Source organism: Agromyces sp. H66, from assembly GCF_004959775.1.
GTDB lineage: Bacteria > Actinomycetota > Actinomycetes > Actinomycetales > Microbacteriaceae > Agromyces.
In genome coordinates this window covers 136,188-159,435 of sequence record NZ_SJZG01000007.1, presented here as the reverse complement: position 1 = coordinate 159,435, position 23,248 = coordinate 136,188, and the positions used below count along the sequence as shown (strand labels likewise).

The following is a 23,248-nucleotide window of genomic DNA, read 5'->3' as shown; positions in this document are numbered from 1 at the left end:
GCGGTCGGCCGAAGAACGGATTCGTCGGGCGCTCCGTCCATTCTAGCGGTTCGACGGCACGCTCCGCGACGCGGTGAGCCGTCCGGCCCATCCGGCACCGTGCGGACACCGGCGACTCGGCCTATGCTTCTGGCATGGACGATCTCGCGGGGGCGGACGTCACGCCCGAGGACGACGACTTCACGGTCGCACAGGACACCGAGTTCGAGGAGACCGAGCTCGCCTTCGAGGACGATGAGCGCACGCTCGACGACAGCCTCAAGGACGAGATTCCGGGCATCGACGAGGAGCGCCGGGTCGCACTCCCCGACGAGCCGGTGCCCGCCGAGGAGGACTGAGCCGCGCCGTGCCGGCGGCGTCAGACGCCGCCGCCGCCGCCTCCGCCTCCGCCGCCGCCCGAGGACCCGCCGCCACCCGAGCCGCCCGACGACGAACTCGAGCTCGAACCCGACCACGAGGCGCTCGAGGCCGAGGAGAACGACGAGACGGATGCCGCGAACACGGCCGCGTTGAACCCGTCCCGGCCCGAGTACCAACCGGGGCTCTCGCCCGTCTGCTCGTAGAGCGTCGCCAGTTCGCGACTCCACTCGCGCTCGAGACCGAAGAGCGCCGCATACGGCAGGAGCCGCTCGTGGAGCTTCAGCACGACGGCGGAATCGAGCGCGGTCGCCGTGGCGGCGGGCCGGTCGACGCGCAGCGCCCCGCTCGGGCTCTGCAGCACGCGGAGGCGGTCGGCCTCGGCGAGCCGGATGTAGAGCTTGAGGCCCTCGAGGTGATCGCGCAGCTCACGGCCCGCCTCGGTGAGGGGCCGCACGTCGGCGACCGCGATGATGGCGGCGATGGCCGCGCCGATCGCGAGGATGAACAGGAGGGCGGGCCACGCGCCGCCCCGGTTGTCGTCGAGGGCCATGATGCCGAAGATGAGACTGAGCGCGGCGAACGCCGCCGCGCCGATCGCCAGCAGCACACGCACCCCGAGATCGGGCTTGCGACGCAGTCCCATGGTGACGACGCCCTTCCTGACCTGCTGGCGGATGGACAGCAGGCGCTTGCCGAGCGCGGTGTCGCGCGACTTCAGGTCGCGGCGCGCACCCGGCACGGGGAATCCGCTGAACAGCGCCGACACGACGGATCGGGCGTCGGCGTCGCCCGCCTCGCCGCCCATGAACTCCACCGCGTAGCGCTTTCGGCCGGTCTCGACGATCCGGAGCTCGCCGTCGACCGCCCGTTCGAGGATGGTCGCCGTCACGCCCTTCCCCGCCTGCCCCACCAGGTCGGACGACACCATGGCGCTGACGCGGGGCGGCTCGTACTGCGCGATGATCGTGCCTCGACCGGGGTGGTCCCGCCAGCGCGTGAGCCGCAGCACGATCGCGGTGATCAGGGCCGCGACGGCGCCGGCCGCACCGACGGCGCCCGTGATGGCCGCAGCCGATGCGCCGAACGACTCGTCGCGGGGCTCGAATGTCTCGGCGTCGAATCCGACGGCGATCGTGAGGTTCTCGTAGGGGCCGAGGCCGACGGCCTCCGCCGTCACGACGGGCGGGAGCGTCTCGGTGGCCTCGAGCGACTCGCAGGGCGTCGAGGATCCCGCCCAGCCGCGGTAGCACGCCACCGCGCCGGTGAAGCCCTCGCCGACCTCCTCCGACATCCGCAGCTCGGCACGGACGCGCCCGAACGGCTGCGCCCAGCCCGTGCCGTTCACGTCCCAGTAGAACTCGTCGAGATCGGCGTCATCGGGCTCGAGCGTGACGTTGTGCTGGCGGTAGCTGATGACGTAGGTCTGCTCGCCGTGCACGTAGTCGTCGGCGCGGATGGTGATGAGCAGGAACACGCCCTCCTCGTCGCGCTCCACCTCGAACGGCCGCGGCGTGCCGTTCTCGTCGGTCACCGACTGCACGCTGATGTCGGTCGGATGCCCCTGGTAGCGCAGCGGGATCGCCCGTCGGATGCCGCGGTTCTGGTCGAACTCGGGGAAGACGGCCACGAGCGTCTCGGTCGTGTCGAGCACCGACCGCCGATCCTCGTCGCGGCTCAGTTCGTACACGGCGTCGAAGGACGCGAACGTGAAGTCGTCGACGCCCGCGGGCAGTGCCGTGACGGATGCGGCCGGCCCGACGGCCGCCGCGGGCGGCACTGCGGCGGCGGCCCCGGCGGGTCCCAGCGCGAGCACGAGGGCGGTGAGGGCGAGGACGGCGCGAACGCTGGCACGGACCATGCCCCAACGGTATCGCCCCACGGCCGATCCGATACCTCAGCGGGGTATCTGGACCCACGCGGTATCCTGAGGTCGTGATCGACGACATCAAGAAGCGCGCCCTGCACCGCACGAAGATCATCGAGGGCCAGTTGCGCGGCATCGAGAAGATGATCGAGAACGAGGACTACTGCGTCGACATCATCACGCTCTCGCTGGCGGTGCAGAAGTCGCTCGGCTCGCTCAACAAGCTGCTCGTCGAGAACCACCTGCGCACGCACGTCACCGACATGTACGAGGCGGGCGGCGACCGGCGCGATGACGCGGTCGCCGAGCTGCTGCGGATCTTCGAGCTCTCCAACAACCGCGGGTAGCGGATGCGGCGCATCGAGATCGTCGTCGGCGACATCACGCGCGAGCGCACGGACGCGATCGTGAACGCCGCGAACTCGAGCCTCCTCGGCGGCGGCGGGGTCGACGGCGCCATCCACCGCGCGGGCGGGCCCGCCATCCTCGAGGAGTGCCGCCGGCTCCGGGCGACCACCCATCCCGACGGGTTGCCGACGAGCGAGGCGGTGGCGACCCGGGCCGGCCGCCTCCCGGCCCGCTGGGTCATCCACGCCGTCGGCCCGGTCTGGCCCGGACCCGGTCCCGAGGCGGACGGGCGACGGAAGCTCCTCTCGAACGCGTACCGCAACGCGATCGACCTCGCCGCCGAGCTCGGCGCCACCTCGATGGCGGTCCCGGCCATCTCGGCCGGGATCTACGGCTGGCCCGCCGACGACGCCGCGATCGTGGCGCTCGACGCCGCGACGGAGGCCGAGCGGGCGCCGGCGCTCGTGCGGTTCGTGCTGTTCTCGGCGCGTATGCACGACGAGTTCCGCGCGGCCGCCGATCGACTCGGCGTCGACGTCGACGTCGCCTGACGCGAGATCACGTGCCCGGCGCGGTGACCGCGAGCCACTCGTCGAGTTCGCTCGGCTGGTCGGTGATGATGCCGTCGACGCCGAGCTCGCTCACCTCCTGCCACGTCTCGTGCGTGTTCAGGGTGTAGCAGAGCACCGCGATGCCCTCCTCGTGCAGCGCCTCGAGGGCGCCCGGCACGGCGGTGACGGATGCCGCGGTGGTGCCGAACCCGATGATGCCGAGCCGTTCGGCCAGCGCCACCGGCTCGGCGGGCAGTTCGCGGATGAGCATGATGCGCGGCGTCGAGGGCGACACCTGCTGGATCGCGAAGAGCGTCTCGAGGCTGAAGCTCTGCAGCACGACACGGCCGCGCAGGCCGTGGCGTTCGACGAGGTCGAGAACCCTGCGCACGTCTTCGACGTGCCAGTCGGCCTTCAGCTCCACGAGTGCGCGGGCGGTCTCCCGGCGGGCGAGCGCCGCGAGGAACTCGTCGAGCGTCGGCATCCGCTCGCCGGCGTACATGCCGCTGTACCAGCCGCCGACGTCGAGCCGGCGGAGGGCGGCCAGGTCGAGGTCGCCGACGCTGCGCCGGTCTCCCGCCACGCGCTCGAGGCTCGTGTCGTGGAAGAGCACGGGAACGCCGTCACGGCTCAGGCGGACGTCGGTCTCGACGAAGTCGAGTTCGTCCATGGCGAGCTCGAGCGCGGGCATCGTGTTCTCGGGCGCCTCGGAGCGGTCGCCGCGGTGACCGACGATGAATGCGGGATCGCCCGGCAGGCGCAGCGCGCCGAACACGTCGACCGCCGAAGCCGTGGTGGGCGTCGCGGCGACGAACAGGAGCGCCGCGATGGCGGCGGTGCCGATGAGCGCGAAGGCGATGCGCACGGCGCGTCGGGGCGGTTGCAGGAGCCGGTCGAGCACGGTTCGGGCCTTTCCACCGAACGCGCGACCCTGCGCGACGGTGCACGCCACTCTAGCAAGACCGTTACCGTTTCGTTACCTCTGATTCGCCCGCGCGTGTCGCCGCCTCGGCCTCGGCGGTGATGCGGTTCGCCATGCCCGCGAAGATGACGCCGTGGAACGGCGCCATCGCCCACCAGTACAGGCGGCCCGCGAGCCCCTTCGGGAAGAACACCGCACGCTGGCGGTATTCGGCGCCGCCCGCAGCCTCGGAGACGGCGAGCTCCAGCCATGCGCGGCCGGGCACGCGCATCTCGGCCCGCAGCCGGAGGAAGCGTCCGCGCTCGATCGCCTCGACGCGCCAGAAGTCGACGGCATCGCCGACGTGCAGCACCTCGGGGTCGCGTCGACCGCGGCGCAGCCCCACTCCCCCGGTCATCTTGTCGACCCAGCCCCGCAGCGCCCAGGCGAGCGGGAGCGAGTACCAGCCGTTCTCGCCGCCGACGCCCTCGATGATGCGCCAGACGTCGTCGATCCCGGCCGATGACCGCCGCCTGCGCTCGTCGACGTAGACCGTGTGCCCGGCCCACTCGGGATCGCTCGGCAACGGGTCACTCGGCGCGCCGGCGACCTCGGCGTTGCGCCAGCTCGTCTCGACGTCGCCCGCCCGCTCGCGCTCGAGTGCGAGTCGGACGGCCGCGCGATACGGCAGGAGCCCCTCGATCGGCGGCGGGATCACCTCGTCGACGTCGTGGTCGTGCATGACGCAGTCGAACTGCAGCGACTCGATGATCGGCACCGCGAGCCGCCTCGGGATGGGCGTCACGAGGTTCACCCACTGCCCGGCGAGCCACGGGGTGAGCACGGGCAGCGCCGCGATCGGGCGTTGCGGGAGCCCCGCCTCCACGGCGTAGCCGTTCATGAGCTGCCCGTAGCGGTACACGTCGGGTCCGCCGATGTCGAAGGCGCGGTTCACCTCGGGCGGCAGGTCGGCCGCGTGGAGGAGGTAGTGCAGCACGTCGCGCACGGCGATCGGCTGGATGAAGCTGCGCACCCAGCGCGGCGCCGGCATGTACGGCAGCACCTCGGTGAGGTGGCGGATCATCTCGAACGAGGTCGAACCCGAGCCGATGACGACGCCCGCCTGGAGCACGACGGTGGGCACGCCCGACGACAGGAGGATCTCGCCGACCCGGGCTCGCGATCGCAGGTGCCGCGAGAGTCGTGCACCCGCGGGGTGCAGTCCGCCGAGGTAGACGATGCGTCGCACGCCGTGCCGCCGAGCCGACGCGGCGACGTTCCGCGCGATGCCGAGCTCGACGGACTCGAAGTCGCCGCGACCGCCCATCGAGTGCACGAGGTAGTAGACCACCTCGACGCCCGCCATCGCACGATCGACGGCCGCGACGTCGGCGAGATCGCCCTCGACGACGCCGACGGCGGCCGCCCACGGCACGTCGCGCAGGCGTTCGGGGCGACGGACCAGCACCCGCACGTCGTGTCCGGCCTCGATCAGCCGCGGCACCAGCCGGCCGCCGATGTAGCCGGTGGCGCCCGTCACGAGCACTCGCACGTCGTTCCCCCTCGGACGCACGGCCGCGGATCAGGACCGTTCGTTGCCTCGACGATAGTTGCCGCTGGCTCGCGCGAGCAGGTGCTGCACCTGTGAATCATCCGCGCGTTGCAGCGCCGCCACGAGGCGTACCGCAGCATGACCGCCCACCGTCATCACCGCTCGGCCGCCCCGCGAGACGATCACGCCGCCCTGCCTGGTGACGCGGTAGTCGAAGGGATCGGCGACGAGTCGCCTCCGCTCGTCCGATGCTCCGTTGCGTCCGGACATGCTCGCCTACCGCAGGCTCTTGGTGTGCCAGACCGTCTTCGTCTCGGTGAACGCGCTGATGCGCCCCAGCGCCGGCGCCGCGGCATCCGGACCCTGCTCGGGGCGGAGCACGCGCTTCAGCGTGTCGGCCGCCTCGATCTCGAGCGAGATCCAGTCGAGGTCGCCCGCCCCCACGAGGTCGAGCGCGTTCACGTCGGCGTGGCTCGCGAGCCACGGCGCGATCTCGGCCGGCGAGCCCGTGAGCACGTTGACGACGCCCTTGGGCACGTCGCTCGTCGCGAGCACCTCGGCGAGGCTGATGGCCGACAACGGGAACCGCTCGCTCGCGACCGCGACGACCGCGTTTCCCGCGACGAGCGCGGGAGCGACGGTCGACACGAATCCGAGGAGCGAGGAGTCCTGCGGCACGATGACGGCGACCACGCCGGTGGGCTCGGGCACCGAGATGTTGAAGTACGGCCCGGCGACCGGGTTGGCGTTGCCCGCCACTTGGGCGAACTTGTCGGCCCATCCCGCGTACCAGACCCAACGGTCGATCGCCTCGTCGACCTGCGCGGATGCCACGGCGCGCGTGACGCCCTCGGCCTCCTCGATCTCGGCGACGAACTGCGCCCGGCGCCCCTCGAGCAGCTCGGCGATGCGGTAGAGCACCTGGCCGCGGTTGTACGCGGTGGCGCCGCCCCAGCCGGCGACGGCCGCACGCGCGGCCACCACGGCATCGCGGGCGTCCTTGCGGGACGCCTTCGCGGCGTTCGCGAGGAACGCACCCGATGCGGACACGACCTCGTAGGTGCGGCCCGACTCGCTGCGCGGGAAAGCGCCGCCGATGTAGAGCTTGTAGGTCTTCGGCACGGCGAGGCGGCTCACTTCGCGGCTCCCTTCTTCGTGGGCTTGGGCGTTCGGCGGGCGCGACGCGCCGGCTTCTCGGAGGCCGCCTCGCCAACGGCGGATGCCGCGGCCCCACCGGTCTCCAGACGGCGCTGCGCGCCTGCTCGACCGCCGACGGACGACGCCGGCTTCAGGTACGCGGCGAGCCCGTGCCGGCCGCCTTCACGGCCGTAGCCCGACTCCTTGTACCCGCCGAACGGGCTCGACGGGTCGAAGCGGTTGAACGTGTTGGCCCAGATGACGCCCGCGCGCAGCTGGTCGGCGACCGCGAGGATGCGGCTGCCCTTGTCGGTCCAGATGCCGGCCGACAGGCCGTACGGCGTGTTGTTGGCCTTCGCGATCGCCTCCGCGGGCGTGCGGAAGGTCAGCACCGAGAGCACCGGACCGAAGATCTCGTCGCGCGCGATGCGGCTCGAGGTCTGCACGTTCGTGAAGATCGTGGGTGCGTACCAGAACCCGTTCTCGGGGATGTCGCAGGGTGCGCTCCAGCGATCGGCCCCCTCGGCGACGCCGATCTCGGAGAGCTCGTGGATGCGCTCGAGCTGCTCCCTGGAGTTGATCGCGCCGATGTCGGTGTTCTTGTCGAGCGGATCGCCGAGCCGAAGGGTCGACAGGCGCAGCTTCAGGCGCTCGACGACCTCGTCGTGGATGTTCTCCTGTACGAGCAGGCGCGAGCCCGCGCAGCACACGTGCCCCTGGTTGAAGAAGATGCCGTTGACGATGCCCTCGATCGCCTGGTCGATGGGCGCGTCGTCGAACACGATGTTCGCGGCCTTGCCGCCGAGTTCGAGGGTGACCTTCTTGTCGGTGCCGGCCACCTGCTTGGCGATCGCCCGTCCGACCGCGGTCGAGCCCGTGAATGCCACCTTGTCGACGCCCTCGTGCGCGACGAGCGCGGCCCCGGTGTCGCCGGCGCCCGTGATGATGTTCACGACGCCGGGGGGAAGGTCGGCCTGCTGCAGGATCTCGGCGAAGATCAGGGCGGTGAGCGGGGTCGTCTCGGCCGGCTTCAGCACCACGGTGTTGCCCGCGGCCAGCGCGGGCGCGATCTTCCACGCGAGCATCAGCAGGGGGAAGTTCCACGGGATGACCTGCGCCGCGACGCCGAGCGCGCGCGGGTCGGCGCCGAGTCCGGCGTGGTCGAGCTTGTCGGCCCAGCCCGCGTAGTAGAAGAACCAGGCCGCGACGAGCGGCACGTCCACGTCGCGGGACTCCTTGATGGGCTTGCCGTTGTCGAGCGACTCGGCGACGGCGAGCTCGCGGGAGCGCTCCTGCACGAGGCGCGCGATGCGGAAGAGGTACTTGCCGCGGTCGCGACCGCTCATCTTCGACCAGGTGCGGTCGTAGGCGCGACGGGCGGCGGCGACGGCGTCGGCGACATCCGCCTCGTTCGCGTTCGCGATCGTGGCGATGTGCTCCTCGGTCGCGGGCGAGATGGTCTGGAACGGCGTGCCGCGGCCGTCGACGAACTCGCCGTCGATGAAGAGTCCGTACCGGTCGCGCAGCGAGAGGATCGCGCGCGACTCGGGGGCCGGGGCGTATTCGAGGAAGCTCATGGGGTATCCCTTGGTCTCGGTCCCGAGGAGGCCCGTCAGGGCCGTCTCGAAGGGTCAGTCGATCGTCACGTAGTCGGCGCCGGAGTAGTGCCCCGACGTGGTCTTCTGGCGCTGCAGGAGCACGTCGTTCAGGAGGCTCGACGCGCCGAACCGGAACAGGTGCGGCTGGAGCCACTCCTCGCCGGCCGTCTCGGCGACCGTGACGAGGTACTTGATGGCGTCCTTCGAGGAGCGGATGCCGCCCGCGGGCTTCACGCCGATGCGCTGCCCGGTCATCAGGTGCCAGTCGCGCACGACCTCGAGCATGAGGAGCGTGACGGGCAACGTCGCGGCGGGTTGGACCTTGCCGGTGGACGTCTTGATGAAATCGCCGCCCGCGAGGATCGAGAGCCACGACGCCCGACGGACGTTGTCGTAGGTCACGAGCTCGCCGGTCTCGAGGATCACCTTGAGACTCGCACTCGTGCCGTCGGGGCGACGGCAGGCCTCCTTCACGGCCGCGATCTGGTCGAAGACCAGTCCGTACCGGCCGGCCAGGAACGCCCCGCGGTCGATGACCATGTCGATCTCGTCGGCGCCGGCGGCGACGGCCTCGGCCGTGTCGGCGAGCTTGACGTCGAGCGATGCGCGTCCGGAGGGGAACGCCGTGGCGACCGCCGCGACGGCGATGCCGCCGTCGTCGGGGTCGCCGTGGGCTCCGCCGAGGGCGTCGATCGCCGACGGGACCATGTCGCCGTACACGCAGACCGCCGCCACGCGAGGCGTCGTGGCATCCGCGGGATCGGGGTTCATGGCCTTCGCGACGAGCGATCGCACCTTGCCGGGCGTGTCGGCACCCTCGAGGGTGGTGAGGTCGATGAGGGAGATGATCCGGTCGAGCGCCCAGCTCTTGGACGTCGTCTTGATGGAGCGCGTGCCGAGCGCGGCGGCGCGCTGCTCGAGTCCCACGGCGTCGACGCCCGCGATGCCGTGCAGGTAGCGCCGCAGGGTGGCGTCGTCTGGTTCGCCCCCGAGCACGGCGAGCGCGCGCTCCCGGGCGGTGACGAGGGAGGTGCCTGCGCTGATCGGAGCTGGCATGGTGATGACCTGGCTTTCCGTGTTGATGGCGCTGGCGCGGCCGGTGGCGCGTCAGCCGTCGAGCAGATGGAGGGCGGTGGCCTCGTCGGTGACGAGCACCGAACAGAGGCCGCTGCGCACGACCGCGTCGGCGACCGCGTGCTTGGCGGTGCCGGCGACGACCGCGACGGCGAGCGGAGCGGCGCGCAGTTCGTCGAGCGTGAGGCCGACCGTGCGCGCGTCGAGCGCGGGGTCGACGATGTTGCCGTCGGAGTCGATGTAGCGACCGACGACATCGCCGACGGCGCCCTTCTGCACGAGCAGGTCGACGTCGGCGGGCGAGAGGTAGCCGCTCTCGACGTGCACCGAGCTGTGGTCGGCCGCGCCGGCGCTGAACAGGTACGCGTCGGCCGATCGAGCGAGCTCGATGACGCCCGCGACGACGCGGTCGGACTCGATGGCCTCCTTGGTGGCCAGTCGCTCCAGGATCGCGGGGCTCGGCAGGAGCGTGGCGCTGCCGCCGCCCTTCTGCGCGATGCCCACGGCCGTCGCGGCCGCGGTGCCCGGGCGGCGGTTGAGGCTCACGCCGCCGTTGATCTGCACCACGTTGACGCCGGTGGCCCAGCCGTTGCGCAGGTGCTGCGAGATCTCGAAGAGCGTGCGGCCCCAGCTCACGCCGAGCGTGCGGGGCACCGGCCGGAGGGCGGTGAGGTAATCGGCGGCGGCCTGGGCGGTGCGCTCCTGCAGCTCCTCGGGCGACTGCACGCCCGCGGTCGAGACCACGATGGCGTCGTCGAGGCCGCGCTCCTCGCGGAGCCGCCGCTCGATGGGCAGTCGGCGCGCGCGCGGGTGCAGGATCTCGATGCGGATGAATCCGCGCTGCTTGGCCTGTGCGAGGAGCCGCCCGACCTTCCACCGGGTCAGGCGCAGCGCCTGCCCGATCTCGTCCTGGGTCTTGTTCTCCTCGTAGTAGAGCTCGGCCGCCCGAATCGAGAGCAGCTCGTCGACCTCGTCCACACGCTTCCTTCCGCTTCGAGTCCCAGCGTAGGCAGCCCGATGCGCAACGGCAACACTCGCTGGCGATCCTGCTCACATGAGCAAGCGGGGACCGGATGCCGCGCGCCTATGCTGGTGCCATGCACCGGGCCCTCGCACTCGCGGTCGACTTCGGAGGCACCAAGGTCGAGGCGGCCGTCGTCGACGACCAGGGCCGCCTCCTCCCCGGCTCCCGGCACCGCCGGCCCACCGGTGCCGGGGCCACGAGCGCAGAGCTCACGACCGCCGTGCGCGAGGTCGTCGTGGCCGCGCTGGCATCCCTGCCCGACGGCGTCGTCCTCCGGGGCGCCGGCATCGGCGCCGCCGGCCCGGTCGACGCCGAGCATGGCCTCGTGTCGCCGCTCAACGTGCCGGCCTGGCGGGATCATCCGCTCGCGGCATCCGTCGCCGCACTCGTGCCCGAGGCACCCGTGACCCTCCGCATCGACGGCCTGTGCATCGCGCTCGCCGAGCACTGGGTCGGCGCGGGCCGGGGCGCCTCGAACCTGCTCGGCATGATCGTGTCGACGGGCGTCGGCGGGGGCCTCGTGCTCGGCGGGCGCGCCGCCCCGAGCCCCACCGGCAATGCGGGCCACATCGGGCACGTCGAGGTCGGCGGGTTCGACGACGCGTGCGCGTGCGGCGGACGCGGATGCCTCGAGGCGGTCGCCTCGGGGCCGCGCACGGTGGCGTGGGCGCGCACGCGGGGCTTCAGCGGTTCGACCGGCGAGGAACTCGCCCTCGCGCACGCGGCCGGAGATCCGGTCGCCATCGCCGCGGTCGCCCGCGCGGGCGGCGCGCTCGGACACGCCATCGCGTCGGCGGCGAACCTGCTGGACCTCGACGTCGTCGCGATCGGGGGCGGATTCTCCAGGGTCTCCCCCGCGCTCTTCGACCACGCCCGCGCCGCCGTCGCCGGACGCACGGCGTTCCCGTTCGTCGCACGGGTGCGGATCGTGCCGTCGGGGCTCTCCGACGAGGGTCCGCTGATCGGTGCGGCCGCGCTCGTGCACCGGCCCGAGCTGCTCGCCTGAGCGTGCGCGAGGTCACGCCTCCGCGTGCTCGTCCTCGAGGTACCTCGGCCGTGACGCGACGAGACCGGCGATCGCGGCGGGCACCGCAGAGCCGAGCAGGAACAGGAGCGGCCAGAGCCAGCCGCCGGTCACGTCGTGCAGCAGGCCGACTGCGAATGGGCCGACCGCGACCATCAGGTAGCCCACCGACTGCACGAACCCCGACAGGGCGACCGCGCCCTCGTGCGTACGCGTGCGAAGGTTGACGAGCACGAGCGAGAGCGGGAAGAGCAGCGGTCCGATGCCGGCGATCGCCACCCACAGCCAGGTCTCGAAGGTGGGAGCCAGGATCAGGCCCGCGTAGCCCACCACGATCGCGGTCGATGCGATGCCGACGAGGAGCCGCACCTTCCCATGCCGAGCCGCGATGATGGGAATCACGAGGCCGGCCGGCAGGCCCATGGCGGCGAAGAGCGAGAGCAGCGCGCCCGACTCCGCGGGCGTGGTGCCCGCGATGTCGCCCAGGATCGAGGGCAGCCACGCGAACACCGCGTACGCGTTGAAACCCGACACCATGAAGAGGATCGTGACGGCCCAGGCCAGCGGCGAGCGCAGCGCGAAGCGGAGCAGCCCGGGCGCCGCGCCCTCGGGCAGAACTTCGGCGGCCTGCCGGCGCGGATGCACGAGGAGCGCGAGCCACGGCAGCAGCGCGACGGCGGCCACGACCGCCCAGAGGCCGAGCGAGACCCGCCAGCCCGCGGCATCCGCCACCGGCACGGCGATGAGCGGCGGCGTGAACGTGCTCACCGACATCGCCGTCACGTACAGGGTCGTCATGAGCCCGATCCGGTCGGGGAAGTAGCGCTTCACGAGGGGCGGCAGCAGCACATTGCCGACGCCGATCGCCGCGAACGTGAGCATGCTGGCGGCCACCAGCCACAGCGCGTCACCGGCGAGCCCGCGTCCGGCAAGGCCGATGGCGAGCGCCACGAGCGACCCGATGAGCGCGATCTCGAGGCCGACGCGTTTGGCGAAGCCCGGCGTGGCGATGCCGAAGACGGCGTAGCAGAGGGGCGGGAGCATGCCGAGCAGGCCCACGATCACGGGTGAGAGCGCCACGTCGCGCTCGAGTTGCACGATGATCGGCGACAGCGAGGCCACGGCCGTTCGGAGGTTGAAGGCGACGAGCACGATGCCGACCAGCGCGAGCGTTCGCCCGGCCCACAACGGACGGGGCTGGATCGGGTGCATCATCACGAGTCTAGGCTGGTGGCGTGGCCGACTTCGCCCGCTACCTCCCGCTCAGTCAACGGCCGCGCGCCGACGAACGCGACGTGACGAGCGACCGACGAGCGCCTACGGCGGCCGTGCTGCGCGAGATCGCCCGCGCGCTCCGCGCCGTCGGAGAACCGGGGTGGACCGCACCCACCGACGACGGCGGCACGGTCGCGGCGGTCGTCGAGCACCTCGTCGCCGGCTTCGATCGGCGCCCCGTACGCCGCACGCTCGACGCGGCGCAGCGCGCCCTCGGCATGCAGGCGGATCCCCACGCTCCCGCCGTCACCCCCGACGCGCCGACCCGCGCCGCATTCGCGCTGGAGTCCCGCGCGACGCACATCACCGACCGCCGGCAACCCACCCGCCTCGTCGAACTCGACGACGCCGTCGTCGCGGCGGTCCTCGTCGGCGACGCGCTCGGCGCCGACCTGGCCGTGCCGGCGCTCGCGTCGGGAGCCGTGGCACTGCGCCGGGCGGCCGCCGCCCCGACGCCGATCCGGGCCGTCATCTCGGGCCACAGCCTGCACGCGACGGATGCCGGCTGGACCATCGGTCACGGACCGGCGCTCGCCGGCACGGCACGCGAGCTCATCCGGTTCCTCGCCGGCATCGGCGACGCCGCACCCGGACCGGCGCGCGAGGGCGAACCCGACGAGGACTGAGTCGGAGGCGACTGACCCGGCGGCGACCGACCCGGTGGCGACTCAGTCGGCGAGCACCGCGCGGGCGCGATCGACGTCGTCGCGCATGGTCTCGACGAGGTCGGGGACGCTCGTGAAGGCGACCATGCCGCGGAGGCGCTCGACGAACTCGACGTCGACGACGTGATCGTAGAGATCGAGGTCGCGATCGAGCACGTAGGCCTCGACCTGCTTCTTCGGCACGCCCTCGAACGTCGGGTTGTCGCCGACCGAGATGGCCGCCGGATACCGGGTGCCCGCATCCGTGAGCCAACCGGCGTAGACGCCGTCGGCGGGGATCAGCCCCTCCGACTCGGGACTGAGGTTCGCGGTCGGGAATCCGAGCTCGCGACCGCGCTTCGCGCCGTGCACGACGAGGCCCGAGACCGTCGGCGTGTGGCCGAGGAGCTCCGTCGCCTGCCGCACGTCGCCCTCCGCGAGGAGCTCGCGGATCCACGTGGAGGAGACCCGGCGTCCCGACTCGGGACGCACGTCGTCGACGACCTCGACCCGGAAGCCGAACGTCGCGCCGAGGTCGACGAGGAGGTCGACGTCACCGGCACCGCGTGCCCCGTAGCGGAAGTCGCTGCCCACGAGCACGGCCTTCGCGTGCAGCGCGTCGACGAGCACGCGCTCGACGAACTCGGTCGCGGGCACCGACGCGAGCGCCCGGTCGAACGGCAGCAGGAGCGTGGCATCCACTCCCGTCGAGCCGATGAGCTCGAGTTTCTGCCGCACGCTCACGAGCGACTCGGGGCACTTGTCGGGCGCGAGGAGCTCGAGCGGATTGCGGTCGAACGTCACGACGACCGAGCGCAGGTCCTCGGCCGCGGCGATATCGTGCACCCGGTCGATGACCGCACGGTGGCCCACGTGCACGCCGTCGAACTTGCCGATCGTCACCACGCTCGGCCCGAAGCCCGGCGGGACGGCGCCGAGTCCCTTGAACGTCCTCACGCGGCATCCGCCCCGTTCGCGCCCCGGCTCGGCGCAGCCGGCGGACGATGCTTCGCGAGCCACCACATGCCGAGCACGGGCAGCACCAGCGGGATGAACAGGTAGCCGCGACCGAACCACGACCACACCGTGTCATGGGGGAAGAGGTCGGGGTACACGATGCTGAGCGTCCCGATCACGAGGACCCCCGTGAATTCGAAGACGATCGTCGCCCAGGCGACGCGATACCAGCCTCGACCGGAGCGCACGAGCGCGACGGTCGCGACGACGTACACGGCCGCCGCGAGCGCGGAGAGCGCGTAGGCGAGCGGCGCCTCGTCGAACTTCGCGACGATCTGCACGAAGGATCGGCCCAGCGCGGCGAGCGCGAGCACGCCGTAGACGGCCACGAGCACGCGCCCGATGCCGCTCATCCGGCGCCTGCGATCGGTCTCGGGCCGGGCACTCTGCACGTTGGTCATGTCGTTCGATTCTCTCAGACGCGGCTAGGCCTGCTGCACGGTCCAGATCTGCAGCATGCGGTACACCATGACCGCGACGGCGAGCGCGGCGACCCCCAGCACCACGGTCGACCAGCGGCTGCGCTCGAGCAGCCCCCAGAAGATCGCGGCGGGCGGCAGCAGCAGCGCGCCGACGAGGTACGTGTAGAACTCGAGGAGGCTACCGGTCGCCTCGTTGCCGAACGCGGGCGCCGCGATGGCGACGACGAGCTGCACCACGAGCAGCACCTCGACGAGTGCGAGCGCGCCGTTCGTGACGTCGTTCGGCGCGCGTCCCGCGAGGCCGAGCACGATGCAGAGGAGGCCGGCCGTGACGGCGACCGCGAGCTGCACCCACGTGAACCAGTCGATCATGCGTCCGCCTCCTCGGGTGGGAACCCGGTCACGACCTTCAGGGTGTCCCCTCGTCGCTCGACGATCGCGACGAGCCGCCCGTCGGGGCCGATCGCGGCGATGGCGTCGCCCGGCGACAACGCCGGGGCTCCGGATGCCTCGATGCGCTTGCCGTGACCCAGGTCGGTCGCCTGCTGCGCCGTGAGGTGCACGACGGGCAGCGCCCGCCTCGCGGCATCCGCCGGGCTCACGAGCGAGGCCGCGACGTCCAGCTCCTCGAGCACGGCCGCCTCGTCGACGTCGAAGGCGCCGATCCGGGTGCGGCGCAGCGCGGTGAGGTGGCCGCCCGTGCCGAGGTGCTCGCCGAGATCGCGGGCGAGCGCACGGACGTACGTGCCCGACGAGCATTCGACGCGCACGTCGGCGTCGACGAACTCGTCGCCGCGGCGTACCGCGAGCAGGTCGAACGCCGCGACCGTCACGGTGCGCGCGGCGAGCGTCACCTCTTCACCGTCGCGCACGCGCTGGTAGGCGCGCTTGCCCGCCACCTTCACGGCGCTCACGGCGCTCGGGACCTGCTCGATGACGCCCGTGAGCCGTCGCATGCCGGCCGCGACGGCCTCCTCGGTCGCCGCGTCGAGCCGGTCGGCGGATGCCGCGGCGAGCGGTTCGCCCTCGGCGTCGTCGGTCGTCGTGCCCAAGCCGAGCCGGATGGTGGCGAGGTACTCCTTGTCGAGGCCGACGAGGTGGTGGAGGAGCCTCGTCGCGTGGTTCACGCCGAGGACGAGCAGCCCCGTGGCCATCGGATCGAGGGTGCCCGCGTGGCCGACCTTGCGGGTACCGGCGAGGCGGCGCGTGCGGGCCACGACGTCGTGGCTGGTGATCCCCTTCGGCTTGTCGACGAGGAGGATGCCGCTGTTCACGCCGTACAGGCTAACAGTCCGGGCACGCCCGACCGCCCGGGGGCCGGTCCGCCCCTACGCTGGGAGGGTGAGGATCGGGATCATCGGCGCCGGCGCGCTCGGCGGCACGTTCGCGGCGCTGCTCGCGCGGGCGGGACACGAGGTCGAGGTGACGGCCCGCGGCGTTGGGCTCGAGGCGATCCGCTCGGGCGGGATCCGGCTGAGCGGCGGCTACGGCGAGACGCAGGCGCGCGTCGCCGCGTCGGAGGTGCTGACGAGACGTCCCGACCTGGTGCTCGTGTGCACCAAGGCGCAGGACGCGGCGGCCGCGATCGGCGCGAACGCCGCGACCGTCGACGGCGTGCCCGTCGTCGTCGTGCAGAACGGGCTCGAGGGCGTCGCGACCGCCGAGCGGCTCCTCCCGCACTCGTCGTGCATGGGCCTCTTGTCGATCATCGCCGCGAACTACACCGAGCCGGGGGTGGTGCGGGTCACGACACCGGCGACGAGCTACCTCGGGCGCGGCGACGGCCCGCCCGACGAGGAGAGCCGCCGCACCGCCGCCCTGCTCTCCGAGGCGGTCCCCGTCGTCGCGATCGGCGGGTTCCGCGGCGCGCAGTGGACGAAGCTCATCGTCAACATGCTGAACGCCGTGCCGGCGATCGTCGGTCGCAGCGTGCAGGACGTCGTCGACGACCGCCGCCTGCGCCGGGTCGTCGCCGCGTCGATGCGCGAGGCGGTGCGAGTGGGCATCGCCCGCGGCATCCGGTTCGGGTCGCTGCAGGGGCTCGGCGACCGGCGGCTGCGGTTGTTCGCGCGACTGCCGCTCGGTCTCGGGCAGCTCCTGCCATGGCTCATGCGCGTGCGCATGGGCAGCGTGCCGAACCTGGGGTCGACGCAGCAGAGCCTGCGTCGCGGCCAGCCGACCGAGGTCGACTACCTCAACGGGGCCGTCGTGCGCGAGGCATCCGCCGCCGGCCTCGACGCGCCCGTCAACGCGGCGCTCACCGAACTGGTGCACGAGGTCGAGGCGACCGGATCGCACCTGCCCGACGCGCGCGTGCTCGCCGCCGTGCCGGGGTGAGCGCGGTCAGCAGCTGTCGAAGTACCGGCGTTTCGGATGTTCGGGGTCGCGATCGTCCACGACCGCCGAGGCCACGAGCCGCGGGTCGGTCTCGGCGTATGCGAGCACGTCGGCCGGATCGGTGGGCTCGCCGTCGAGCGCGATCCGCACGTCCCACAGGTCGCTGAGCCGCGACCGCAGCAGGAAGCGGCCGTCGATCACGAGGATCGCGTCGGCGGGCCCGGTGATCCACTTCGGCTCGACCCAGGTGTCGCGGGCCGGGTCGAACGTGCTCGTCACGAACGCCGTCGACCCACCCATCCGAAACGGCTCGACGAGCACGCGACGCAGGGCCGACTCGTCGAAGCCGTAGTGGTAGTACCGGGCGGGCGTGTCCTCGCCGAACTCGTCCTGCGCCTCCCGCGATCGGTGGAAGCCCTCCATGCTCGCGCGGAACACCCGGTGGCCCCGCTCGCGGAGCACCGCCGCGAGGTCGTCGGCGAACCGCGTCTTGCCAGTCTGCAGCGGACCGTCGATCGCGACGATCGTGCGGCCGCGTCCGTGGTGCTGCATGATCTCGTCGGCGAGCCCCCTGAGGAACGTGACGCGCGGCGTGGTGACCAGTTCCATGGCAAGGATCGTAGTGCGCCGGACCTAGGCTGAGGGGATGCCGCGTTCCGATGCCGACCTCGCGGCCGAGCTGAACCGATGGTTCGCGGATGCCGCACGTCCGCTGCCCTGGCGCGCCGCCGAGGTGTCCCCGTGGGCCGTGCTCGTCAGCGAGTTCATGCTGCAGCAGACCCAGGTCGCACGCGTCGTGCCGCGCTGGGAGGCGTGGATCGCGCGGTGGCCCACCCCCGCCTCGCTCGCCGCCGAGCCGCCCGCCGAGGCGGTGCGCGCCTGGGACCGACTCGGCTACCCGCGGCGGCCGCTGTGGCTGCACCGCGCGGCCGTCGAGATCGTCGAGCGGCACGGCGGCGAGGTGCCTTCGGCGCTCGACGACCTCCTCGCCCTGCAGGGCGTCGGGCCGTACACGGCGCGGGCCGTCGCCGCCTTCGCGTTCGGGAAGCGGCATCCGGTGGTCGACACCAACACCCGGCGCGTCATCGCGCGCGCGGTGCTCGGGCAGTCCGAATCCGGGCCGCCGTCGACGGCGCGCGACCTCGCGACGATGTCGGCGCTCCTGCCCGAATCGGATGCCGCGGCGCGCATCTTCAACGCGGCGGCGATGGAACTCGGCGCCACGGTGTGCACGGCGCGCTCCCCGCGCTGCGACGCATGCCCGATCGCGGAGTCGTGCGCGTGGCGCGCGGCGGGCTTCCCGGTGTACCGCGGGCCGCGGCGAGCGGTGCAGTCGCGATTCGAGGGCTCCGACCGGCAGGTGCGCGGGCTCGTCATGCGCGAGCTGCGCGCGGCGCACCGACCGGTCGCGCGCGGCGAGCTCGAGGGGCTGTGGCCGGATGCCGCGCAACTCGAGCGCGCGATCGCGAGCCTCGTCGACGACGGGCTGGCGGTCGATGACGGCGCGCTCGCACTGCCCGTCGCCTAGCCGGGTGGCCCGTCGCGCATCCGGAGCATGTTGGTCGATCGGTGCCGCACGGGTTGCGGCTGGGTCACGCCGCGCGGTGGAGCCCCTGAGCGACGGCGCGCATGACGACGTCCTGGACCTCGTGCCACCGCTCGACGACCGCGCGGTATCCGACGCGCACCACGTGGTAGCCCATGAGCATGAGCGCGGCATCGTGGGCGATGTCCGAGTCGCGCTGCGGCCCCACATGATGACCACCGTCGATCTGCAGCACGAGCCGCTCGCCGATGAGGAAATCGACGCGATGACCCGCGATCCACGCCTGCGGCACGATGGGAAGGCGCAGCCACCGCAGCCTCGGCACGACGAAGCTCTCGAGTCCGGAGTCCGACCACGGCGACGCGATCTCGCAGAGCAACCGCGCGGCCGGACCCAGGTCGAGGCGCCGCATCGCCTCGATGCTGACGAGTCCCTTCTGCAACGCCGACTCCCAGACGGCCAGCGCATGGTCGCGTGGCCGGCAGTCGGCGACGAGTGCGAGGACGTTCTCGATGGGGTCGACGAGTGCATCGGGTTGGCGCGGCACCACCGGTCGGGCCCAGTGCACGTGGCGGTCGTCGGCGTGCACGAGGCCGGCGTGAGCGGGCGCCCCGACATGCGGTTTCGTCTCGTCGAGCACCCAGAGTCCGAGCCGGCGTGCCTGGGTCACGCACGTGAGCACGACGCCCCGCTTCGCGGCACCGACGAGGTCGTCGTCGGCGTCGGGCTGCGCGACCCAGCCCCGGCGCACTCGCACGAGTGCATGGTCCGCAACGGTGTGCGCGATGACGTACGGGGAGTGCCCGTCGGCGATGAGGCGTGGCGTGCGCGCGACACCACCCGCCTTCCGCACGGCATCGACGGCGAGGGAGGTCTTCGATGGGAGCGACGTCACCCGACCAGTCTCGATGCCGACGCGTCCACGCGGCCTGCTGCGGGCGGGCGGTCGCACGGATCGGGCAGCCCGGCGACTGGGGAGGACGAGTGCTCGCGCACCGCCCGTTCCCGCACCAGGCGCTCGCGCATCCGAGGAGATCGCGATAACCGAGGACCGGTCGGCCGAGGCCGACCTCGAATGCCCCGGATCTCCTCGGTTGCGCGGACGAGTTGCCGCGACATCCGGAGCGGGCGGCTCAGCGGCTGCCGGGCTCCTCGTCGTCGTCCTCGAGATCGCGCGGCTTCACGTAGGGGTCGGCCTCGCCGGCGTACGCCGCCGTCGAGGCGAGCACCGACGTCTCGGCGTCACGGGTGCGCGCCTCGCGGAGGAGCGCCTCGATGTGCTCGGCGTTCTCGGGGATCGCATCGGGGATGAACTCGAGCGACGGGGTGAGCCGCGCGGTGATGTTGCGGCCGACCTCGCTGCGGAGCATCCCGGTGGCCGCCTTGAGCGCGAGCGCCGAGTCGCGGCGCTCCTCGTCGGAGCCGTACACCGTGTAGAAGATGCTCGCGTGCTGCAGGTCGCCCGTGACGCGCACGTCGGTGATCGTCACGAAGCCGAGCCGCGGGTCGCGGAGTCCCTTGTCGAGACGTCGCGCGACGATCTCCTTGATACGGTCGGCCATCTTCCTGGCCCGTGCCGGATCGGCCATTCCTCTGCCCTTCTCTCACCACGCGCCGGCTTGCGCCGGCGGGGTCCCGCTCTCTTCCCGAGTGAATCGGGGAAGGGGCCCCGCTCTTCACTCGGGAAGAGAGCGGGACCCCGACCCTCGAGCACCTAGGCGCGGGGCTTCTCCCGCATCTCGATGGTCTCGATCTCGTCACCGACCTGGATGTCGTTGTACTTGCCGAGGCCGATGCCCGCCTCGAAGTCCGTGCGGACCTCGGTGACGTCGTCCTTGAACCGGCGCAGCGACTCGATGGCGAGGTTGTCGCCCACCACGACGCCATCGCGGATGACACGAGCCTTGGCGTTGCGCGTGATCGTTCCCGACCGCACGATGACACCGGCGATGTTGCCGAACTTCGAGGAGCGGAACACCTCGCGGATCTCGGCGACACCCGACTGCACCTCTTCGAACTCGGGCTTGAGCATGCCCTTGAGCGAGTTCTCGATGTCGTCGATCGCGTTGTAGATGACGTTGTAGAAGCGCACGTCGACGCCCTCGCGCGCGGCGCGCTCGCGCGCCTTCACGTCGGGTCGCACGTTGAACCCGATGACGATCGCGTTGTCGATCGTCGCCAGGTCGATGTCGCTCTCGGTGACGGCACCCACACCGCGGTGGAGGATGCGCAACTGCACCGAGTCGTCGACCTCGATCTTCATGAGCGATTCCTCGAGCGCCTCGACGGCACCCGACACGTCGCCCTTGATGATGAGGTTGAGCGCCTCGACCTTGCCCTCCTCGAGCGCACGCGTGAAGTCCTCGAGCGAGATGCGCTTGCGGGCCTTCGCCAGCTGCGCGTTGCGCTCGGCGGCCTCGCGCTTCTCGGCGATCTGGCGGGCGGTGCGGTCCTCCTCGGTCACGAGGAAGGTGTCACCGGCTCGCGGAACGCTCGAGAGGCCCTGGACCTGGACGGGACGCGACGGCGTCGCGGCGAGCACGGGGTCGCCGTTCTCGTCGGTCATCGCGCGCACTCGGCCATAGGCCGTGCCCGCGACGATCGCGTCGCCGACCCGGAGCGTGCCCGACTGGATGAGCACGGTCGCCACGGCACCGCGGCCCTTGTCGAGCTTCGCCTCGATGGCGACGCCTCGCGCGTCCTTGTCGGGGTTCGCGCGCAGGTCGAGCCCGGCGTCGGCGGTCAGGAGCACCGCGTCGAGCAGCTCCTGGATGCCGATGTTCTCGCGTGCCGACACGTCGACGAACATGACGTCGCCGCCGTACTCCTCGGCCACGAGGCCGAACTCGGTGAGCTGCTGGCGCACCTTGGCGGGATTCGCGTCGGGCTTGTCGATCTTGTTCACCGCGACCACGACCGGCACGTTCGCCGACTGCGCGTGGTTCAGCGCCTCGATCGTCTGCGGCATGATGCCGTCGTCGGCCGCGACCACGAGGATCGCGATGTCGGTCACCTGGGCACCACGGGCACGCATGGCGGTGAACGCCTCGTGGCCCGGAGTATCGATGAAGGTGATCGCGCGCTCCATGCCCTCGTGCTCGGTGTGCACCTGGTACGCACCGATGTGCTGGGTGATGCCGCCGGCCTCGCCCGCGACGACGTTCGCGTTGCGGATGGCGTCGAGAAGTCGCGTCTTACCGTGGTCGACGTGGCCCATGACGGTGACGACCGGCGGACGCGCCTCGAGATCCTCGTCGCTCTCGCCCTCGAGCTCGGCATCGAGGTCGATGTCGAAGCCCCCGAGGAGCTCGCGGTCCTCGTCTTCCGGGGAGACGACCTGGATCTTGTAGCCGAGCTCGGCGCCGAGCACCTCGAAGGTGGCCTCGTCGAGCGACTCCGTCGCGGTGGCCATCTCGCCGAGGTGGAAGAGCACCGTGACGAGCGAACCCGGGTTGGCGTCGATCTTGTCGGCGAAATCGGAGATCGAGGCGCCTCGGCGCAGTCGGATGACGGTGTTGCCGTCACCGCGGGGAACGCTCACGCCGCCCAGCGACGGAGCCTCCCGCATCTCGAATTCCTGCCGCTTCGTGCGCTTCGACTTGCGGGCCTTGCTCTTGCCGCCACCGCGGCCGAACGCTCCGGCCGTGCCGCCGCCGGGGCCGCGACCACGGCCACCGCCGCCGCCGGGACGCGGGCCGCCGAAGCCGCCCGCCCCGCCGGGACGCTGGAAGCCGCCGGGGCCGCCGGGACGTGCTCCGGCACCGCCCCCGCCGCCGCCCGGACGCTGGAAGCCACCGCCACCCGGACGACCGCCGGCGCCTGCCGGACGGGGTCCGCCGGGACGCGGGGAGCCGGGCCGCGGGGCCTGGGGGCGCGGGATGTTGCCGGGGCTCGGGCGCTGGCCCATGCCCTGCGAGCTCGAGAAGGGGTTGTTGCCCGGGCGCGGCTGGGCGGGGCGTGAGCCCATGCCCTGCGAGCTCGAGAAGGGGTTGTTGCCGGGACGCGGCGCGCCGGGACGCGGCGCGGGACGCGGGATGGCGCCGCCCGGCTTGGGCGTGGCGGGCTTCGCGACGTCGCTCGACGCAGCGGGCTTCGCGGCCTCGGCGGCGGGCGCGGCCGGAGCCGCCTTCTCGGCGGCGGCCTTCTCGGCCGCGGCCTGCGCCGCCTTCTCCTCGGCCTGCGCCTGGCGCTCGGCGACCGTCATCGGCGCCTCGGCCGGGGCCGTCGGAGCCGGCGCGGCCTCCGCCTTGGGGGCCGGGCGAGGACCGGGCTTCATGCCCGGCTTCGCGCCGGCGGTGGTCGCCTTCGCGGGCGCCGCAGCCGCGGGCGCCGCCTTCGCGGCAGCGCCGGCCGCCTCGAGCGCAGCCTTCAGTCGGCGCGCGACGGGGGGTTCGATGCTGGACGAGGGTCCCTTGACGTACTCGCCCATCTCCTTGAGCTTCTCAAGGGCGATCTTGCTGTCGACACCGAGTTCGGATGCGATCTCGTGTACGCGTGGTTTCGCAGCCACTTCTCTCCTGTTCCGGGCCCACCCCGAAACAGGGATGGACCATCAATGACGGACGGGTCTCATT

General features: G+C 72.3%; 24 protein-coding genes. 7 read left to right on the top strand and 17 right to left on the bottom strand.

From position 1 onward, the window contains the following. Positions 1-134: 134 nt before the first annotated feature. Complete coding sequence (locus EZM51_RS13430; protein WP_136708771.1) at positions 135-338, top strand: hypothetical protein; 204 nt, start codon at positions 135-137, stop codon at positions 336-338. A gap of 20 nt (positions 339-358) precedes the next feature. Here EZM51_RS13430 and EZM51_RS13425 read toward each other — a convergent pair whose 3' ends face one another. Further along, entirely contained in the window at positions 359-2,218 is a 1,860-nt protein-coding gene (locus EZM51_RS13425; protein ID WP_136708770.1) for a DUF2207 domain-containing protein, read from the bottom strand. A 74-nt stretch (positions 2,219-2,292) separates the two neighbouring features. Here EZM51_RS13425 and EZM51_RS13420 point away from each other — a divergent pair, with 74 nt between their 5' ends. After that, on the top strand, positions 2,293-2,571 hold the full coding sequence (locus EZM51_RS13420) for a metal-sensitive transcriptional regulator (RefSeq protein WP_136708769.1): 279 nt from the start codon (positions 2,293-2,295) through the stop codon (positions 2,569-2,571). Between the two features lie 3 nt (positions 2,572-2,574). Beyond that, positions 2,575-3,123 carry an O-acetyl-ADP-ribose deacetylase gene (locus EZM51_RS13415; protein WP_136708768.1) on the top strand — a complete coding sequence of 183 codons (549 nt, stop codon included), beginning with the start codon at positions 2,575-2,577 and terminating at the stop codon, positions 3,121-3,123. 7 nt (positions 3,124-3,130) lie between these two features. On the opposite strand, the gene EZM51_RS13410 is transcribed toward EZM51_RS13415, so the two are convergent. The 7 genes from EZM51_RS13410 to EZM51_RS13380 form a co-directional block, all read right to left on the bottom strand. Further along, on the bottom strand, positions 3,131-4,024 hold the full coding sequence (locus EZM51_RS13410; RefSeq protein ID WP_136708767.1) for a glycerophosphodiester phosphodiesterase family protein: 894 nt from the start codon (positions 4,022-4,024) through the stop codon (positions 3,131-3,133). A gap of 64 nt (positions 4,025-4,088) precedes the next feature. Continuing rightward, a complete protein-coding gene (locus EZM51_RS13405) occupies positions 4,089-5,597 on the bottom strand; it encodes an SDR family oxidoreductase (protein WP_248305649.1) in 1,509 nt (502 codons plus the stop codon). Between the two features lie 9 nt (positions 5,598-5,606). Then, entirely contained in the window at positions 5,607-5,846 is a 240-nt protein-coding gene (locus EZM51_RS13400) for a hypothetical protein (protein ID WP_136708765.1), read from the bottom strand. Positions 5,847-5,852: 6 nt separating this feature from the next. Further along, the gene (locus EZM51_RS13395; RefSeq protein WP_136708764.1) at positions 5,853-6,713 is read right to left on the bottom strand and encodes an aldehyde dehydrogenase family protein; all 861 of its coding nucleotides are present in this window, start codon (positions 6,711-6,713) and stop codon (positions 5,853-5,855) included. After that, on the bottom strand, positions 6,710-8,290 hold the full coding sequence (locus EZM51_RS13390) for an aldehyde dehydrogenase family protein (RefSeq protein WP_136708763.1): 1,581 nt from the start codon (positions 8,288-8,290) through the stop codon (positions 6,710-6,712). The genes EZM51_RS13395 and EZM51_RS13390 overlap by 4 nt, the downstream gene beginning before the upstream one ends. Positions 8,291-8,344: 54 nt before the next feature. Next, positions 8,345-9,367, bottom strand: a complete 1,023-nt coding sequence (gene deoC / locus EZM51_RS13385; protein ID WP_136708762.1) for a deoxyribose-phosphate aldolase — start codon at positions 9,365-9,367, stop codon at positions 8,345-8,347. Between the two features lie 51 nt (positions 9,368-9,418). Further along, a complete protein-coding gene (locus tag EZM51_RS13380) occupies positions 9,419-10,363 on the bottom strand; it encodes a sugar-binding domain-containing protein (protein WP_136708761.1) in 945 nt (314 codons plus the stop codon). 119 nt (positions 10,364-10,482) lie between these two features. Here EZM51_RS13380 and EZM51_RS13375 point away from each other — a divergent pair, with 119 nt between their 5' ends. Next, positions 10,483-11,415 carry an ROK family protein gene (locus EZM51_RS13375; RefSeq protein WP_136708760.1) on the top strand — a complete coding sequence of 311 codons (933 nt, stop codon included), beginning with the start codon at positions 10,483-10,485 and terminating at the stop codon, positions 11,413-11,415. 12 nt (positions 11,416-11,427) lie between these two features. On the opposite strand, the gene EZM51_RS13370 is transcribed toward EZM51_RS13375, so the two are convergent. Then, positions 11,428-12,645 carry an MFS transporter gene (locus EZM51_RS13370; RefSeq protein WP_136708759.1) on the bottom strand — a complete coding sequence of 406 codons (1,218 nt, stop codon included), beginning with the start codon at positions 12,643-12,645 and terminating at the stop codon, positions 11,428-11,430. 23 nt (positions 12,646-12,668) lie between these two features. On the opposite strand from EZM51_RS13370, the gene EZM51_RS13365 reads away from it, so the two are divergent. Continuing rightward, on the top strand, positions 12,669-13,334 hold the full coding sequence (locus EZM51_RS13365) for a hypothetical protein (protein ID WP_136708758.1): 666 nt from the start codon (positions 12,669-12,671) through the stop codon (positions 13,332-13,334). Positions 13,335-13,376: 42 nt separating this feature from the next. On the opposite strand, the gene EZM51_RS13360 is transcribed toward EZM51_RS13365, so the two are convergent. Genes EZM51_RS13360 through truB form a run of 4 tightly spaced genes read right to left on the bottom strand, consistent with a single transcriptional unit; the run spans position 13,377 to position 16,074 of the window. Continuing rightward, positions 13,377-14,309, bottom strand: a complete 933-nt coding sequence (locus EZM51_RS13360; RefSeq protein WP_136708757.1) for a bifunctional riboflavin kinase/FAD synthetase — start codon at positions 14,307-14,309, stop codon at positions 13,377-13,379. Continuing rightward, positions 14,306-14,770 (bottom strand): hypothetical protein, encoded by a 465-nt coding sequence (locus tag EZM51_RS13355; protein ID WP_136708756.1) that lies wholly within the window; start codon positions 14,768-14,770, stop codon positions 14,306-14,308. Before EZM51_RS13355 ends, EZM51_RS13360 begins: the two co-directional genes overlap by 4 nt. 24 nt (positions 14,771-14,794) lie before the next feature. Beyond that, positions 14,795-15,163, bottom strand: a complete 369-nt coding sequence (locus EZM51_RS13350) for a hypothetical protein (RefSeq protein WP_136708755.1) — start codon at positions 15,161-15,163, stop codon at positions 14,795-14,797. Then, positions 15,160-16,074, bottom strand: coding sequence for a tRNA pseudouridine(55) synthase TruB (gene truB, locus EZM51_RS13345; RefSeq protein ID WP_136708754.1), 915 nt, complete (start codon positions 16,072-16,074; stop codon positions 15,160-15,162). Before truB ends, EZM51_RS13350 begins: the two co-directional genes overlap by 4 nt. 58 nt (positions 16,075-16,132) lie before the next feature. Between truB and EZM51_RS13340 the strand changes: the two genes are divergently transcribed. After that, a complete protein-coding gene (locus tag EZM51_RS13340) occupies positions 16,133-17,128 on the top strand; it encodes a 2-dehydropantoate 2-reductase (RefSeq protein ID WP_136708753.1) in 996 nt (331 codons plus the stop codon). 6 nt (positions 17,129-17,134) lie between these two features. Here the strand turns inward: EZM51_RS13340 and EZM51_RS13335 are convergent, their stop codons facing one another. Beyond that, complete coding sequence (locus EZM51_RS13335; protein WP_136708752.1) at positions 17,135-17,737, bottom strand: hypothetical protein; 603 nt, start codon at positions 17,735-17,737, stop codon at positions 17,135-17,137. Positions 17,738-17,774: 37 nt separating this feature from the next. Between EZM51_RS13335 and EZM51_RS13330 the strand changes: the two genes are divergently transcribed. After that, positions 17,775-18,656 carry an A/G-specific adenine glycosylase gene (locus EZM51_RS13330; RefSeq protein ID WP_136708751.1) on the top strand — a complete coding sequence of 294 codons (882 nt, stop codon included), beginning with the start codon at positions 17,775-17,777 and terminating at the stop codon, positions 18,654-18,656. Positions 18,657-18,720: 64 nt separating this feature from the next. Here EZM51_RS13330 and EZM51_RS13325 read toward each other — a convergent pair whose 3' ends face one another. The 3 genes from EZM51_RS13325 to infB all read right to left on the bottom strand — a co-directional run bounded on the left by EZM51_RS13325 (position 18,721) and on the right by infB (position 23,184). Then, positions 18,721-19,569 (bottom strand): DUF559 domain-containing protein, encoded by an 849-nt coding sequence (locus EZM51_RS13325; protein WP_248305648.1) that lies wholly within the window; start codon positions 19,567-19,569, stop codon positions 18,721-18,723. A gap of 238 nt (positions 19,570-19,807) precedes the next feature. Then, positions 19,808-20,263 carry a 30S ribosome-binding factor RbfA gene (gene rbfA / locus EZM51_RS13320; protein ID WP_136708750.1) on the bottom strand — a complete coding sequence of 152 codons (456 nt, stop codon included), beginning with the start codon at positions 20,261-20,263 and terminating at the stop codon, positions 19,808-19,810. A gap of 125 nt (positions 20,264-20,388) precedes the next feature. Continuing rightward, positions 20,389-23,184 (bottom strand): translation initiation factor IF-2, encoded by a 2,796-nt coding sequence (gene infB / locus EZM51_RS13315; protein ID WP_136708749.1) that lies wholly within the window; start codon positions 23,182-23,184, stop codon positions 20,389-20,391. Positions 23,185-23,248 lie beyond the last annotated feature (64 nt).